Source organism: Paenibacillus sp. RUD330, assembly GCF_002243345.2.
In the GTDB taxonomy this organism is placed as follows: Bacteria; Bacillota; Bacilli; order Paenibacillales; family Paenibacillaceae; genus Paenibacillus_O.
On record NZ_CP022655.2, the window covers coordinates 320,377 to 336,151 of the forward strand.

A 15,775-nucleotide genomic window follows, 5' to 3' on the forward strand; every position below is an offset into this window, starting at 1 on the left:
GGTATGAACACGGGGATTGCCGATGCGGCAATCCCCGGTTTTTCATCTCGGAAGAAGATGGCGGCAGCCGCGCATAAACAGCTCGGCCTTCTCGAGCGATGTCATTCGCATCCGCCGAGTAGCCGTTGCCTGAGCCATCGGCATCAAGAAGAACGCTCCTGCACAAGTCATAGCGATTGCTGAGCGGCGATTTCCTTTGCTACAATAAGATCCGATAGAACTTAAAGCAGTGAATCAACCCATTCCGACGACAGAAGGGAGCGAAGCACCATGGCTCCGAAGAAGGACCAGTCCCAGAAGCCGCTGGCTCAGAACAAAAAGGCCTCCCACGATTATTTCATCGAGGAAACCTACGAAGCCGGCATGGTGCTCATGGGTACGGAAATCAAATCCCTGCGGACCGGACGCGCCAATCTCAACGATGCGTTCGCCACGATCCGCAATGGCGAGATGTTCCTGAACAACATGCATATCAGTCCGTTCGAGCAGGGCAACCGGCACAATCCGACCGATCCGACGCGTGCCCGCAAGCTGCTGCTGCACAAGTCGCAGATCGCGAAGCTTTACGGGCAGTCCAAGCAGGAAGGCTACTCCATCGTGCCGCTTAAAATTTATGTGCGCAACGGTTACGCCAAGATTCTGATCGGGCTCGGCAAGGGCAAGAAGCAGTACGACAAGCGTGATACGGCTGCGAAGAGGGATGCCCAGCGCGATATCCAGCGGGCTCTGCGCGAGAAGCAGAAGGTGGCCAGGTAGCAGCCGGTTGTCCAGGGCGCTGCGCCCATTCGTTGGATTGCCTTCTGCGGACTGCTCTCAGGAAGCTCACGCAAGGAGCAATGAGACTCGCTTGCCAATGACCATGATCAGCCCATCAGGCTGAGAAGGCGGTCGTCTCATGACCGGCTGGATCGTGGATTGGCTCCATCACCAGATATCAGTCTTGTTCCCAGCACTTCCTTCGCAATTGCGGCGTCATCTGTGTTATACTAAGTCCATAGCAATACGTTGGTCTTTGATTATTGTTGCAATGCTGTGCCGTTTGTCTCGTCACAGTCCTTGCGCTTCGGACCGCCGCGCTTACCCTGCAGCTTAGGTGCAGGATAAGGCTGGACGGATCTGTTCGGGGGCGTTTATGGATTCGACGGGGGTAGTTCGAGCATGGGTTGCGGGTAGTGGGGACGCGTCCGCTTTATCAACGCTAAAGCCTATTAAATGGCAACCAACGTACTTCTTTAGCAGCAGCCTAAGAAACTGCACGCTAAGCTCCTCTCCAGCATCGCCTATGTGCCGGATGTAGGGGCTCACCCTTAGTAGGCTACGCTGTCACATCTCCGCCTGGGGTGTGCTGAAGAAGACAATCAGGCTGACCCAGATCGCAGCCGGTTACGGGGCGTCGGCCTGGGTGACATCAAATCCGTGACTACACCCGTAGATGCCTGTGTGCCGTTGCCTTCGGACAGGGGTTCAAATCCCCTCGCCTCCATTTCATTCGTTTAACTTAGAAAGCAGTTGTGGCAGAGTATCCTCTGCCACAACTGCTTTTTTTGCTGCCGCTTCGCCTTCAAGCACTTTCTGGTGGAGTGCCAGTGTCTGTCGTTTGAACGTATCATTTTTCTATGAAGAACGACGATAAAGACCATTGTATTGCCGAGGATAGGATTGATTCAATCGTCTTTACTTCAGCTTGGCTACGCTCGCGGCCACTTGTTCGATTTGAGCCTGGCTCAAGGCATGATCCTCGGAGCTGATCGTCACGTAACGATCGTCAAGCTTGAAGCCGAGCAGGGGAGTCTTGTCTGGCGTATACCACTTGGCCTGAATGCCGTTGGACAGCTTCACAGGTTTGCTCGTATATCCATCGGAGTAATCTTTTGGCGAGATGCCGACACGCATATGCTTGAACATGAGGTATACGCTGTCATCCGAAGCTCCGGCTTTTTGGTAAGCATCGCCTTTTGTCATGAGTTGAGGAGCATACGCGGTCTCAAATGATTTGAACTTGGCAAATTCCTTGCGAATGTCTGCAACCTGAGCGCTGCTGTAAGTTACTTTGGACAACGTGGCGGACGAGCCGCTGCCGATGTTCACCTGGTGAGAGGCGGCGTCGTAGGATACGGGAACATTAAGCGCATCCGCTACGGCACGCACAGGCAAGTACGTGGTGTCCTTATACGTAATCGGGACGAGCTTGTTGCCTTTTCCATCGGTAGGGGTGTAGGCTGACCCGTTGACCTGAATGCCGATATTATGATTCAGAGATGCGGTTATTTTCTGCATATTGGTTCCGGCGTACACTCCGCCTACACCTGTTACGGTCATGCCTAATACCATCATGGATACCATTGTCTTTTTCATCGTTAGCTCTCCATTCTTATTTGAAATCCAGGATTTGAGTCACAATGCCACTGCTCTCATTCTGCATGGTTACGCCGAGACGCTTGCCCGTAGGACTCCAGCTCAGAGGGGACACCGGGTAATACGTTGGGCCAAGAGGGGAGACACTGCCCGTATTGGAATCAAAGATATACAGTCCGTTCATTCCACTCTTCTCTTCGCTGTAGAGGGCAAAAGCCAATTTTGCCGAGTTTGGAGACCAGGCCAGATAGAGCATCATATCTCCTTTGCCAATCATGGAACCTTGCACCTGCCCGGAGGGGGCATAGATTAGAATCTGCGTATTTCCTTGATCATTAGCGGCAGCAGTCGCCGCGGCAATTCGCTGTCCATCAGGCGAGATCTGGAAATCCCCTACGTTTTTGGCGATGAGAGTCGGCATGCTGTTTCCCGGCTCGAAGGCCTTGAGTTGATGATGGACATCCGTGTAATAAATACGGCCTCCGCTGGTTCCTATTTGGGATAACAACTCCGTGTCGGGATCATTCAGTTCAAGCGGAGTATACGTTCCATCCGACGAGATGCGGCGAATTTCCCCTCTGCCTTGGGTAGAACCTGCTGCCAGCACATAGGTCCTGTTATCCAGCCAGTCGCCCACTTCCATGTAGTTATCCCCCGGAACCTCACTTAGCGACCCCGTGCTGACTTGTTTGATAAAATTAGAGGCGGTGTATTTGTCCTTCCACTTCTGAATGAAGATGAGCTTGCCGTCAGGTGAAGGCTGTTCCTTTACCGTGGGTTGTCCCTTGTTTTCTCCCGCAGAAATAGTCCGAAATTGATCCTGCGCCAAATCCACGATCGCGGAGGTATACGAATACTCGGCTTCCTCAGTTCGGGTCGCAGGCTTCGTGACCTTCACTACCTCCACTTGAATCTCATTATCGGATATCCATTTCTCGATGTGTGCATCATCTAGACGATGGATTCGGTCTACAATGGCCTCGGGATTGGCGCTTTGTACGGCTCCATCCACAACCGTAAGCGTACGGTCTCCTTTATTCGAGGAGGGATGGGAGGGGTTCACTGAGCTTGAGGGTGCCTGGTCAGACGGCGGCTTCACCAAAGTAATCCGGTCTTGGCCCGACTGGCATCCGGAGAGGGCTGCGGCGAGAGTCAAGGTAATGGTTAGAGCGCTCAACATACGATACTCTTTTCTCATGCAGCTCCCTTAATTTCCTTTCCTGTTAGATTTCTTTGGTATGAACTCAGTATAGGATGAAAATATTTCGAAACTTTCTCCATCCTGTATCCAAGTTGTAAACAATCAAGATCCTTCCACAGCGGAATCTTGAAGGGGCAGACGCAAAACGAATCTTGATCCTTCAGGACCAGACTCTATGAGATGGACGGAGCCTCGTTGTTTCTCCGCCAAGCTTCGTACAAGCGATAACCCTAGACCCGTACCCCCATATGCTCGGGAACGATCTCCACTGACCGTATAAAAGGGATCAAAGATCCTGTCGGCGGACTCTGCCGGGATCCCCTTGCCAGTATCAGCCACCTCAATCACCATCCATCCGGATTGGCCGGAGTCATCTTTCTCCACATAATTGGAGACCGTCACGGTACCGCCGGGCTTATTGTATTTGACGGCATTATCGACTAAATTGACGATCATATGCATGATATTCTCGGGATCTGCCCAGGCATAACCTGCAGCGGCGCGGACTTCCAAGGCGACATCGCTCAGCTGTGCTTTGACCTGCAGGCGATTCACGGCTTCCTCCATAAAGGCCGATATCGGAACAGACTCTGCACGGGTCTCGAAATCGTAGATGTCCATAGCCGACAGTTGAATGGCTTTCTCTATTAGAGCGTAGAGACGCTCGGACTCGATTCCGATGTGCGTGCGTGCTTCTTCCAGCAGAAGAGGGTCGTCTTGATACATATGCAATAATTCGGTGTAGGCCCGAATTGAGGTCAGTGGTGTTTTCAGCTCGTGACTGATATTGCCAATGAACTGTTTTTGCTGTTGTTCTAACTCCTGCAGCCTTGCAATGGCTTCCAGCAGTTTGAGTTTCTCTTCGGTCAGCTGGGCCACAGAGGAAGAAATGCTGCTGCTCATTTCATAAATTCCATCGGATAATTGTCCAAGCTCATCAGACCTGCGGACAAGAGGGGAGGCCAAGTAATGTCCTCTGCCGATTTGCTGCGCAGCTATGTTGAGCTTCGAAATCACGTTCACCTGACGCCATACGTACCCATAGCCGATCAGAAAACCCGCTATCAGCACCAAAGCGCCTGTACCGAGGAATAACGATTGGATATGGTCATAAAAAGCATGCTGCTCGGCAAGCGACGAATGAAATTGAATGGTTCCTGCGCGTGTTCCATCCAAATAAAGCGGTGCTAAATACAAGACGCGATCTCCTTGCGTAATGTAGGCCGCCTGTCCTTTGGCGGTATAGGTCAAGGCATCCTCGGCGTCCCATTTGGATTCAGCGGGCAGGGAGCTGCCTGCAAATCCGCCATCTGCTTGATAAAGTGTGACGGCCATTCCAGCATCTGCCCCTAGATCTACAGCTAGCCGCTGTCCGCTGCGTTCCATGAACGCATTCACAGGGATTTTCTGCCCCGTCAAGTATTCTTGCTGCACTTTGAGGCTAGCCATTTCCGTCTGCTGAGCGAACGACTGTTCCAGCCGTCTTCGTTGATCTTCCTTGATCCCTGTCAGCACCAAAAAGCTGAGCACAGCCAGTACGGAGGCTAGCAGCAACGCTAGAAGAATAGCCACTTTCCCCTTGAGGCCCAGACGAATAGGTTTGTTCATCTCAGAATTTCCCCGTGCTTTTGTACCCAATCCCATACACGGTCTGAATAAATCCCTGTAAGTCGCCTAACTTCTTCCGAAGTCTCTGTACATGAATGTCTACGGTGCGTGTGCCGCCGGCAAAGTCCATTTCCCATACTTGGGACAGCAATGCCTCACGCGAATAGACTCGTTCTGGATTGCGTGCAAGCAAGGCGAGCAGATCGAATTCTTTCGGCGTTAAATCGAGCGTCTGATCCCCTATGCGAGCAGTGCGGCTGAACATCTCTACCGTAAGTCCTGCTAATTGGAGTACTTCCGGATCGAAGGCGGCAGGGGGGGAAGTCTCTGTTCCGGATCTACGTGCCAATGCCTTCACCCTTGCCAGAAGCTCACGGATATCAAAGGGTTTCGTCATATAGTCATCCGCTCCCAGCTCCAGACCGAGCACCTTGTCGACAATATCGTTCTTGACGGTTAATAGAAGAATGGCGGGGCGCTGTCGTTCAGCCAGTCTGCGGCAGACTTCATAGCCATTTTGCCGAGGCATCATGACATCGAGGACCATGACATCCGGATCAAAGGTCTCTACACGCTCAAGCGCTTGTTCTCCGTCGCTGGCGGTCTCCACAGCATATCCTTCTCTACGCAACGCGTAAGCCACAGCGCTGGCAATGCTTCCTTCATCATCCACTACGAGCACCTTGGTCATGGTTGTCCAGCTCCTCTAGTTAGGCTGCTTAGAATGATTGAATAGATAAATTCAGAATGGAGTGGATGGTACAGCTTGTATTCTAATGTAAATTCACTTCATATGTAATTGTCCCCAGGCACAAATTGAACCTCCGGGAAGCAGCCCTCGTTTACTTGCGAAGAGTCTTCTTATATTCATTCCGCTCGGCTAAGACATTTATTCCACAACTAACCATTATTAAAGGCGATCCTATGAAGAGTAAACTCAAAAGGGACGAAGTCTGTTAAACAAAACCGTTGGAGGGGAAGGTTCGCTATATCGAAGGAATACGTTCATGTTGTTCAATTGCGAGCCGTGTTAAGGTACAATTCATTCATACGGCTTGGAATGTAAAGGAGTTATGTAATGGATTTGGATTTGGAAAAAGAAATGCAGCAGCTGAACATCAACCATGCGATCAAAGGTTCAGTCGAGACTAGGTTGAAGGATATTCTTGCACGGCTGAACAAAGATCGATTGAATTTCATTGCTGCGAATTGCGCGCTGACGGGGCGCTCCAAGCTGAAGAAGCAGGAGCTCGCGGATGCGCTTTGCGAGCGGATTGCGGATGGGAATCAAGTGCGTATGGCTTTCCTTACAGCGGAAGAACAGGAGTGGGAGCTTGTGTGCCGGCTTCTGGAAGCCCCGTATATTCAGGATAATGCTGTTTTTGCGGATGCTTATTTGTTTTTGATGGATAAAGGCTTGGTGTTCAGCTTCATGGAGCGGGACCGGCTGTTCTTTGTCATGCCGGAGGAGGTCAAGGCCGCATACAAGGGGCTTGATCCGAAATCATTCCGGGAAGAACGCAGCAGAACCCAACTAGTGCTTCGGTATATTGAAGCTGCGGCCAATCTGTACGGCATCTGTCCCGTTTCGAAAGTAATCGAGATCATCAATGACCAAAACGGAGGCGGCTTGACGGAGGAGCAATTCAATAGGATCCGATCCTCCGTCTCGGATAAACGGTTGACCTGGGACATTCAGCAAGGATTTCTATACAGCGAGGGGCTGGATGGAGAAAGCCTGGGCGATTATGAAGCATTCCTGGAGAGTGTGTCCGACAAGCCGTACTACATCCCTCCCAAGGAAGAGCTGCTTCGTTACGCGGAAATGGATTATTTCGAGATGACGCCTCAGCTGAAAGCATTGAAGAGCTATATCATGGGGCAGCTGGGCGAAGGAGAACGGATGGCTGACGCGATCGTGGATGATATCCAGCTCGCATGCTCGACGGAAGAGCCGCTTGACGTCATCATGGAAGCGTTCGAGGACCGCAAGATTCGCTTGAGCAAAAAGCAGCTGACCGATATGATGCCGCTCATGGTTGATGTTCGCCATACGACGAGAATGTGGTCCAATCGCGGCTTTACTCCTGCTGAGCTGAGCCCGAAGCCGAGCCGGAGCGGGAATGCCGGCAACGGGGTTCAATTTCGATCGGCCTCCTCGAAAATCGGGCGAAACGAACCCTGTCCATGCGGCAGCGGGAAAAAACATAAGAAATGCTGCCTGCAGCAATAAAAGCTCCACTAATGAAGACGTATCCTGAACATCCACAGCCTCGATCGGCTGTGGGTGTTTGCTTTTCCCCGGATCGTCCATGATGCGCCCATACTCCTTTCCTTGCTGCTGAGAAGAAGGATGATCATGCCGAACAGCGAATATTGATCCCATACTTGCCGGGAGGAGCTGGAGATGCGGTGATGATTGGATGAAGCCTGCTCGTAGGAAGACAAGGTTCTTGCGCATGCTGCGCAGCCGGTTCATGTTCTCCTCTCTTCGCAAGCGGATTATGATGCTTCTGACCGTCGGCCTTGTGGGATGCGCCGTCTTGATGGCGTCTGTGTCCTATAATGCGATCTACACGATGCAGCGCGATAAAATCAAGACCTCCATGGCTTTTGATCTGCACCAGCAAACGTCGAAGGTGAACCAGATGTACAGCAGCCTGCTTCAGGTCACGCAGCAGATGACGCCGGAAGGCACGGTCGGCAACCTGATGGAGACGTATATCTCCGCCACGGATACGTACAGCCAGCGTCTTCTCTCGCGGGATATTTCGTACAATATCGGCTTGATCACGTTTTCGAACCCGGCCATGGAACTGGTGATGTATTACGACCCTGCAAGCGGGAATGCTTCTTATTCGAATCTGCCGCTGCGCGGAGGCTTCACGCGGGAATCCTTGCCTGATGTCGCCGGCATGGGGGAGTTGAGATACCAGTCCCCGCATAAATCCCTATGCCGATTCAGCGATGATCAGGTTGTGTCGGTGACACGGGAAATTCGGTTTTCAGACGGAACGCAGCTGGTCGTTTATGTCGAAGCCAGATCGGATATGATCACCGATATGAATTCGCTGGCGGAAAGCTTGAATATCCCCTACACGCTTATATTCACCGACAGGACGGGTTCGGTGACCTACAGCAGCAATTCAACGGCTTATGCGGTTGGGCAGCAGCTCCGCCTAAGCGGCCCATCCGGGATGTCGGACGGGTATGTGTGGAACCGGATGCAAGGAGAATACGGCTACGACATCACGCTGCTGCTTCCCGTCTCCAGCTACAACCACGAGCTCTATACATGGAAAAACCATATGTATTGGATTCTCGCGGTTGCTCTCCTCATGATGTTCATGCTCACCCTGCTGTTGCGGCGCCTCATCAACAGACCGTTTCTATTGATCGAGAAGGAAATGAGGACGTTGGGCAAGGGATACATGGGCACCAGCCACTATCATACGGGAATCGATGAATTTGACCGAATATTCGATCAGTTCAATGTCATGAAACGGCAAATTCAACAGCTGCTCCTGGATGTCGAGCAGAAGGAGAAGCGCCGCCATCAGCTGGAAATCGAAAAGCTCGCCTATCAGATCAATCCGCATTTTCTGATGAATACGCTCAATTCGGTCCGCTGGCTGGCGGTCATGCATAAGCAGGCGGAGATCGAGAGATTTGTTTCCTCGCTCATTTTTTTATTGAGCTACAACCTGGGCAAGTCGGAGGAGAGGGCTACGTTCCGGTCGGAAATAGAGGTCATGCGGACCTATCTGGAGCTGCAGCAGATGCGGCATGATTTCGAGGTCGAGCTGGCTGTTGCGGAAGGTCCCTACCTCGACAGCCCTGTGGCGAGATTCATTCTGCAGCCCATCGTGGAAAATGCCGTCTGCCACGGCCTTGACGACCACGGCAAGCTGGAAATCGGCATATGGCCGGATGAAACGGCGCAGATGGTGCGCATCGTCATCCGCGACGACGGCAAAGGCCTGAGCCAGGAGACGCTGGCCTTGCTGCAGCGCGACACGCCGGATCAGCAGCAGACGGGCTGGGGGATCGGGCTTCGTTATGTTCGGTCCATGCTGGAATCCTTTTATGGCTATAAAGCCCGCATGGCGATAGAAAGCACGCCGAACCAAGGCACGACGGTCACTTTGGAGCTTCCTTTTCTCCATCCCAGAAAGGAGAGTGCGGTTTGATCCGTGTATTGATTGTCGACGATGACAAGCTTGCCCGCAAAGGCCTGATCTCAATCATGCCTTGGTCCGATCACGATATGATTGTTGTTGGAGAAGCGGCGAACGGCGCGAAGGCGCTGGAGTTCATGGACAGGCATGAGGTGGATCTCATGTTCGTGGATCTCTCGATGCCGGTCATGTCGGGAATGGAGCTGCTTCAAGTAACGAGACAAAGATTCCCGGGGCTGCGCTCCGTGATTTTATCCTTTCATGAAGAGTTTGAGAATGTGCAGACGGCCTACCGCATGGGCGTGCTCGATTATATATCCAAGGTGCGTCTGGAATCGGAGGACGACGAGCAGATATTGAAGCGGATCCGGCTGCAAATGGCGGGAGAAATGCCGCATCGTTCATCCAAGCCTTCGGCGTCAGCCTCGCCAGCGCCTGCCCCCGAGCAAAACAACGGCTCACAGGAGGAGGAAGCATGGAGCGCATTGGAGCAGGAATGGCGCTCTCTCTACTGGCTCTATAACGAATCGGTCTTCCAGCGCCTATGCAAGCAGACCGCAGAAGCCAAGGTTTCCTTTCGCCGTCTGGAAGGGCTGTGGATGCGCGTGCTGTCGCAGCTGGAGTCTGCTTTCGCCTTGAGTGCCGAGCTTCGGTCGGATGTCAACGATGTCCGGTCGGCGATTGAATGGCTGCGCGATTTCAGGAAACGTGTCCATGAGCAGGTCGCGGCTTCCGCCGATCTTGCCAATACGACCATCAGCATTCTGAAGGCGGCGCTGTTCATCCGCGAGCAGGCTTCGAGTACGCTGCATGCCGAGGACGTAGCCGATCATGTCCACATGAGCCGAAGCTATTTCAGCCAATGCTTCAAGAAGCTGACCGGGTCGACGTTCAACGAATACTTGAGACAAGAGCGGATAAGAGCGGCGGAACGGCTGCTCTGCGAGACCAACCAATCGATCGCTTGGGTCGCTCATGCCGTAGGCTACAACGACTCCAAGTATTTCTCCCAGCTCTTCTATGAACAGACCCGTCTTCTGCCTTCCGAATTCCGGGCCCAATTCCATAAGGGGGATGAATGATGGCAATCTATCGCACAAATGCCTGCCTCATCCCCGTATCCGCCGCAAAACACGGCACATCCGTCCGACTTTTTTTCCCCGCTTCACAGGTACAATGAGAGGGCAAGGAACCACGGGGAGGGACCAGGATGAAAAGGAATATGGCAAAGCTGCTTTCCGTCGCAATGCTTGGCCTAAGCGTAGCCGCATGTAGCTCCAATTCTTCGTCGGATGATTTGAAAGCGTCTTCAGATCCGGGAACAAATTCTGCAGCCCCGGCACTTTCCGGAGACGACCTCGCCTTCTCCAAATTCCCCAAGCCTGTTGACGTCCACATCGGCATGATGGTGGATCCGACAGACAAAACGCTGCCTGAAGGCGACAGTGTGAGCAACAACCAGTACACGCGCTACCTCAAGGACAAGTACAACATCAACGTGATTGTGGATTGGACCGCGGCTACCGGCAATGATTTCAAGCAGAAGGTCAGCTTGACGATCGCATCCGGCAAGCTGCCGGACGGCATGGTCGTCGACGACCGCTCCTTCATGACGAAGGCGGCCAGCTCGGGGCTGCTGTATGATATCACCGATCTGTTCCAGCAGTACCAGTCCTCGCAGGTGAAGGACATTATGGCAAGCACCGACGGCCGCGCATTGGAGAACGCCAGCTATAAAGGCAAGATGGTTTCGATTCCGAATATTACGGTGGATACGGACGGCGTCCACGTCCTATGGATCCGCAAGGATTGGCTCGACAAGCTGCAGCTGCCTGTGCCGAAGACGGTGGCGGATATCGAAAAGACGGCAAAGGCTTTCATGGACAGCAAGCTTGGCGGCAACAAAACGATCGGCATTGCCGGTCCTTCCAAAAACACCTACCCGTATTCCACCTTCCTCGTATCCTCCAACAATATGGGAGGTTTTGATCCTATCTTTGGCGCAATGGATGCGTACCCGGGATACTGGCTCGACAATGGCGACGGCTCGGTCACGTACGGAACGACGACGGATACGACGAAAAAAACGTTGGCATTGCTGGCGGACTGGTACAAAAAAGGGCTTATCGATCCCGAGGTGGGCACCCGCGACAACGTAGGAGATCCCATCAACGCGAACCAGACGGGAATATTCTTCGGTCCATGGTGGAACGGCGGTTACGGCAACGGGGACTCCTTCAAGAACGATCCGACTGCGAACTGGCAGGCCTATCCGGTCTACACCGACGACAGCAAGTGGAATGCGCATATGAAAACGACGGGAAGCACCTACACCGTAATCAGCAAAAACGCCAAGCCGGATGTCGTCAAGGCCATCCTCATCATGAACAATGCCCTCGTGCGCGACGAAGCGACATTTGACTTGTCGGTCAGCGTGGGCTGGTATCCGCTTCGCAACGTGCTGGCTGCGGCCAACGAGACGGAGTACGAGTATGCCGAGCTTCTGAAAGTGCTGAAGGGCGAGACCAAGCCCGAGGATTACAATAAGCCCAACAGCCTGTACAAATTGATGTATGCGGATGCGAAAAAGGTGCAGAGCGTCATCAAGCCTCCGTATGAGGAGCTGAATGTCGGGAACTTCAACACATCCAACTTCGGCGACTTCCAGCGCTTGTATTCCATCCTGATCGGCGATCGACCGTTCACGACGATTCCCATCGATAAGAAGGTTTTCAGCGTCACCTACAACCAGACCCCTACCATGGAAACGAAGTGGGCCAACCTCAAGAAAATGGAGGATGAGACGGTGCTGAAAATCATCCTTGGCCAGGCGCCTATCGATTCCTTCGACAAATTCGTGAAGGACTGGAAGGCTCAAGGCGGGGATGAGATCACGGCGGAAGTCGCAGGGCTCTTGAAGAAGTGATCAGGCGGAAGCTTGCGGTTGGCGTCGGGCATTCCGGCGCAACCGCAAGCTTCATGATCCTGTTAGGGAGACGGGAGGTTGGCCATGATGAGGAAATTAGGCCATCAGAAACACTATTATCTGATGCTGCTGCCGGGTATGGTCTGGCTCGTGATGTTCAGCATTGTGCCTATGTTCGGAATTCTGATGGCATTCCAGAACTATAATCCGGGAGCGGGGCTGCTCCAATCTCAGTGGGTCGGACTGGAAAACTTCAAGTATATGTTTCAGCTCAACGACAGCAAGACGGTTATCGTCAATACCTTTATTATCGCCGTCGGCAAAATCGTGCTCAATCTGCTTATTCCGCTTATCTTTGCCATCCTGTTGAACGAAATCCGCAGCCTGCGCTACAAAAAGCTGGTCCAGACCGTCGTTTACCTGCCGCATTTCCTGTCGTGGGTCATCCTGTCGACGATTGTGATCGGGATATTCGGCTATTATGGCGTCGTGAATACGGTCGCCGGGATGTTCGGCTTCGATCCGAAGCTGTTCATGGCCGATTCCGGCATCTTCCGGCAGCTGCTCATCGGCACCGACGTGTGGAAGGAATTCGGCTACAACTCCATTATCTATCTCGCGGCGCTGACAGGCATCAACCTCAATCTGTATGAGGCCGCAGCCATTGACGGCGCCAACCGCTGGCAGTTGATCCGGCATGTCACGCTGCCTGCGCTGACGACCACGGTCGTGCTGCTGGGCGTCTTGAGTCTCGGCAACGTGCTGAACGCCGGATTCGATCAAGTGTACAACCTTTATAATCCGCTCGTGTATTCGACCGGAGATATTCTGGATACATGGGTGTACAGGCTGGGCCTGCAAAATCTTCAGTACTCGCTGGCGACGGCGGCTGGATTGTTCAAGTCGGTCATCAGCTTCGTGCTGATTTTCATCTCCTATCGCCTGGCGTATCGCTATGCCGACTACACGGTATTCTGAGGGAGGAGGGCGCTGCAGTGGTCCGAAATACAACGTTAGGCTCGCGGACGTTCGACATGGCGAATATCGTCATTCTCGGCCTCCTGCTCATCAGCTGCATATACCCGCTGTGGTATACCTTCTGTGTATCGATCTCCGACAAGTCCGCCGCGAATGCAGGCTTGGTTACGATTTATCCGATCGGGTTCTCCTTGACGCCGTATAAGGAGATCATCAACGACAGATTGTTCTTCAACGCGTTCTGGATTTCCATCCAGCGCACCGTGCTCGGCACGTCGTTCTCCTTGCTGATGACCGTACTGATGGCCTACCCGCTGGCCAGGCCGAAGAAGGATTTCAAGATGCGCAATACGTTCATGTGGATTCTGGTCTTCTGCATGCTGTTCAACGGGGGGCTGATCCCATGGTATCTGACGATTCAGAACTATCACTTGATCAATACGATCTGGGCGCTGGTGCTGGGCGGAGGCGTGCCGGTGTTCGACGTGATCCTGATCATGAACTTCTTCCGCAATCTGCCGAAGGAGCTGAGCGAGGCGGCCGTAGTCGACGGCGCCGGTCCGTGGTCGATCCTCTTCCGGGTGTATATCCCATGCTCCATCCCTGTGCTGGCCGCAGTGGCGCTGTTCCTGAGCGTCTATCACTGGAATGAGTTCTTCAACGGCTTGGTGCTGATGAACACTTCCGATAAATACCCGCTCCAAACGTATATCCAGCAGCTTGTCGTCAACATTCCGGTCGGCACCAATCTGACCCCCGAGCAATACAAGAAGCTGTCCGAGCTGTCCAACCGGACGCTGAATTCGGCCAAGGTATTTATCGCTATGGTGCCGATGCTGATCGTATATCCGTTCCTGCAAAGGTACTTCGTATCCGGCATCATGCTGGGTGCTGTGAAGGAATAAGGAGTCTTGCAGGGAGGAGGCCATGGGATTAACATCATCGCGGCTCGTCTCCATGGTGGACATCCACAGCCTTGAGGCTGTGGATGTTCGCTTTTGAATCCCTTTGCGTCAAGGGAGAGCCGGGTTGTGGAACCGCAGCCGAATGATCTATGGAGCGTCCTCCCAATCCGATGTGGATGGCTGGGATAGAGGAGGGCCGGCGAATGGTTTAGGAGAAAGCCCGAACTTCTGTTATAATGAGCATAGTGAAGCCAATCAAGCTGCTTGGCTCTGAATAGGGAAGGATGCGCTGAAATGAATGCATTCGAAGACTGGAATTTGAAGGTCAAAAAAACCTTCAACGCCACAAGCAATGAAATTGTGCTGACGGTTACGGAAGCAGGTCATTTATTGGGTCTTTCCAAGGATCAAATGAAAGCCTATGCGGATAAGAACAGGCTGACCAAAGTGCCCATCATGAGAAGTGTCCATAGATACCTGTTGTTGAAAAGCGAAGTGGATGAGCTCGTAAAGAGATAGGAACAGGCTCCAACTAACACCAATGTGGTGTTTTTTTTTATATTGGGAGCCTTTATCCGGACCCATCAGAATGGCGTGGCGGCGCCACGGATGGTTGTTCCGCTGCTTTAGAAGGAGGCCGGAATTTGCTCCTCTGCCTCCATTCATTTGAGTCAGACACCTGGGAAGGGTGTCTTTTTTCTGTTTTCCAACCAAGGCTGTTTTTTAGAGGGTGGAGAGAAAAGGGGGATCTCCTCTCAGAGAGGAAGGAAAGAGGGGGCTTCGGGGATGTGAATGAAATAAGGGAATAAAGGCGGACTATGTAAAAGAAGGGGGCGATGCGTCGAGGGGACGGCTGGTGCAAATAAATCTCCGCCATGCGGAACCAGCCTTAGAGCTCCAATGCCTCCTTCGTGATCTTCCGGATATCGAAGGGACAATCCGAGCTTTCCTTCACGATGTCGGGCAGGATGTTCTCCAGGAAGTAGTCCACGCAATGAAGCTTGATTTTCTTGATCTTGACGAGCGCTTCCCGGTACATCGTGACGAATTCCTTTTCCCGGTTGCCTCTCTGCAGCTCCGTGAGCGCTTCGTACACCTGATCGAGCTTGTCGGCCACCTCGAGAATGAGCCCTTCGACGGAATCGTCCTTGCCTTCGCGCAGCTGCCTGCGGAATATAGGCTTCAATTCCTCGGGAATATTCTCTTCGATGAACAGGGCGATCATGCCTTCCTCCACCTGCTGCAGCATGCCGCGCAGCTCCATGGAGTGATGCTTGACGGGCGTTTTGATGTCGCCGATGAAGATCTCGCCGTAATCATGGCTGCTCGTAATTTCGTACAGCTTCTTCCAGTCGATGGCGACGCCGTTGCTTTCCTCGATATCTGCCAGCGTTTTGGCGTATTGGACGACTTTCCAGGAATGCGCCGACACGCTGTGCTCTTCGAACTTGAACTTGCCGGGACAGCGGATGATGCGTTCGAGATCGTTCAACGATTGAAAATACGCATGAATTCCCATGGGATGGCGGTCCTTTCTTTCGTGCGAGTAGGAGTGAGAGGCTGTACAATCAGTTTATGGCCGAATTGTTAATGGACGATAAATGAAATCAGGAAATAAATGGAT

Annotated in this window: 13 protein-coding genes and 1 other RNA gene; 9 read left to right on the plus strand and 5 right to left on the minus strand. The window is 52.8% G+C overall.

Features of this window, described 5'->3' with window-relative positions; all coding sequences use genetic code 11:
* The first annotated feature begins 270 nt into the window (after positions 1–270).
* A complete protein-coding gene (smpB, locus tag CIC07_RS01485; protein ID WP_021878128.1) occupies positions 271–756 on the plus strand; it encodes an SsrA-binding protein SmpB in 486 nt (161 codons plus the stop codon).
* Between the two features lie 366 nt (positions 757–1,122).
* Positions 1,123–1,486: a transfer-messenger RNA gene (gene ssrA, locus CIC07_RS01490) on the plus strand.
* Between the two features lie 188 nt (positions 1,487–1,674).
* Here ssrA and CIC07_RS01495 read toward each other — a convergent pair.
* From CIC07_RS01495 to CIC07_RS01510, 4 genes are all read right to left on the minus strand, one after another.
* The gene (locus CIC07_RS01495; protein ID WP_076359091.1) at positions 1,675–2,355 is read right to left on the minus strand and encodes a stalk domain-containing protein; all 681 of its coding nucleotides are present in this window, start codon (positions 2,353–2,355) and stop codon (positions 1,675–1,677) included.
* 16 nt (positions 2,356–2,371) lie between these two features.
* Complete coding sequence (locus CIC07_RS01500) at positions 2,372–3,553, minus strand: TolB family protein (protein ID WP_076359090.1); 1,182 nt, start codon at positions 3,551–3,553, stop codon at positions 2,372–2,374.
* A 105-nt stretch (positions 3,554–3,658) separates the two neighbouring features.
* On the minus strand, positions 3,659–5,164 hold the full coding sequence (locus CIC07_RS01505; protein ID WP_076359089.1) for a sensor histidine kinase: 1,506 nt from the start codon (positions 5,162–5,164) through the stop codon (positions 3,659–3,661).
* A gap of 1 nt (position 5,165) precedes the next feature.
* Positions 5,166–5,855, minus strand: coding sequence for a response regulator transcription factor (locus CIC07_RS01510; RefSeq protein ID WP_076359088.1), 690 nt, complete (start codon positions 5,853–5,855; stop codon positions 5,166–5,168).
* Positions 5,856–6,242: 387 nt separating this feature from the next.
* On the opposite strand from CIC07_RS01510, the gene CIC07_RS01515 reads away from it, so the two are divergent.
* The 7 genes from CIC07_RS01515 (at position 6,243) to CIC07_RS01545 (ending at position 14,670) form a co-directional block, all read left to right on the plus strand.
* A complete protein-coding gene (locus CIC07_RS01515) occupies positions 6,243–7,397 on the plus strand; it encodes a YecA family protein (protein ID WP_083688617.1) in 1,155 nt (384 codons plus the stop codon).
* Positions 7,398–7,623: 226 nt separating this feature from the next.
* On the plus strand, positions 7,624–9,354 hold the full coding sequence (locus CIC07_RS01520; RefSeq protein WP_234993070.1) for a sensor histidine kinase: 1,731 nt from the start codon (positions 7,624–7,626) through the stop codon (positions 9,352–9,354).
* Positions 9,351–10,424 (plus strand): response regulator, encoded by a 1,074-nt coding sequence (locus CIC07_RS01525; protein WP_076359085.1) that lies wholly within the window; start codon positions 9,351–9,353, stop codon positions 10,422–10,424. The genes CIC07_RS01520 and CIC07_RS01525 overlap by 4 nt, the downstream gene beginning before the upstream one ends.
* A gap of 365 nt (positions 10,425–10,789) precedes the next feature.
* On the plus strand, positions 10,790–12,268 hold the full coding sequence (locus CIC07_RS01530; RefSeq protein ID WP_234993063.1) for an extracellular solute-binding protein: 1,479 nt from the start codon (positions 10,790–10,792) through the stop codon (positions 12,266–12,268).
* 87 nt (positions 12,269–12,355) lie between these two features.
* Positions 12,356–13,246, plus strand: coding sequence for an ABC transporter permease (locus tag CIC07_RS01535; protein WP_076359083.1), 891 nt, complete (start codon positions 12,356–12,358; stop codon positions 13,244–13,246).
* Between the two features lie 17 nt (positions 13,247–13,263).
* Positions 13,264–14,151 carry a carbohydrate ABC transporter permease gene (locus tag CIC07_RS01540; protein WP_076359082.1) on the plus strand — a complete coding sequence of 296 codons (888 nt, stop codon included), beginning with the start codon at positions 13,264–13,266 and terminating at the stop codon, positions 14,149–14,151.
* Positions 14,152–14,445: 294 nt separating this feature from the next.
* Positions 14,446–14,670 carry a MerR family transcriptional regulator gene (locus CIC07_RS01545; protein WP_076359081.1) on the plus strand — a complete coding sequence of 75 codons (225 nt, stop codon included), beginning with the start codon at positions 14,446–14,448 and terminating at the stop codon, positions 14,668–14,670.
* 370 nt (positions 14,671–15,040) lie between these two features.
* Here CIC07_RS01545 and CIC07_RS01550 read toward each other — a convergent pair whose 3' ends face one another.
* Positions 15,041–15,670: a YfbR-like 5'-deoxynucleotidase gene (locus CIC07_RS01550; protein WP_076359080.1), complete on the minus strand. Its 630-nt coding sequence runs from the start codon at positions 15,668–15,670 to the stop codon at positions 15,041–15,043.
* Between the last annotated feature and the right edge of the window lie 105 nt (positions 15,671–15,775).

Excerpts from the sequence above, each read along its gene's own strand:
- CIC07_RS01505 (WP_076359089.1), bottom strand. The coding sequence starts at position 5,164 with ATGAACAAACCTATTCGTCTGGGCCTCAAGGGGAAAGTGGCTATTCTT.
- CIC07_RS01535 (WP_076359083.1), top strand. The coding sequence starts at position 12,356 with ATGAGGAAATTAGGCCATCAGAAACACTATTATCTGATGCTGCTGCCG.
- CIC07_RS01510 (WP_076359088.1), bottom strand. The coding sequence starts at position 5,855 with ATGACCAAGGTGCTCGTAGTGGATGATGAAGGAAGCATTGCCAGCGCT.
- CIC07_RS01500 (WP_076359090.1), bottom strand. The coding sequence starts at position 3,553 with ATGAGAAAAGAGTATCGTATGTTGAGCGCTCTAACCATTACCTTGACT.
- CIC07_RS01495 (WP_076359091.1), bottom strand. The coding sequence starts at position 2,355 with ATGAAAAAGACAATGGTATCCATGATGGTATTAGGCATGACCGTAACA.
- CIC07_RS01515 (WP_083688617.1), top strand. The coding sequence starts at position 6,243 with ATGGATTTGGATTTGGAAAAAGAAATGCAGCAGCTGAACATCAACCAT.
- smpB (WP_021878128.1), top strand. The coding sequence starts at position 271 with ATGGCTCCGAAGAAGGACCAGTCCCAGAAGCCGCTGGCTCAGAACAAA.
- CIC07_RS01545 (WP_076359081.1), top strand. The coding sequence starts at position 14,446 with ATGAATGCATTCGAAGACTGGAATTTGAAGGTCAAAAAAACCTTCAAC.
- CIC07_RS01520 (WP_234993070.1), top strand. The coding sequence starts at position 7,624 with ATGCTGCGCAGCCGGTTCATGTTCTCCTCTCTTCGCAAGCGGATTATG.
- CIC07_RS01550 (WP_076359080.1), bottom strand. The coding sequence starts at position 15,670 with ATGGGAATTCATGCGTATTTTCAATCGTTGAACGATCTCGAACGCATC.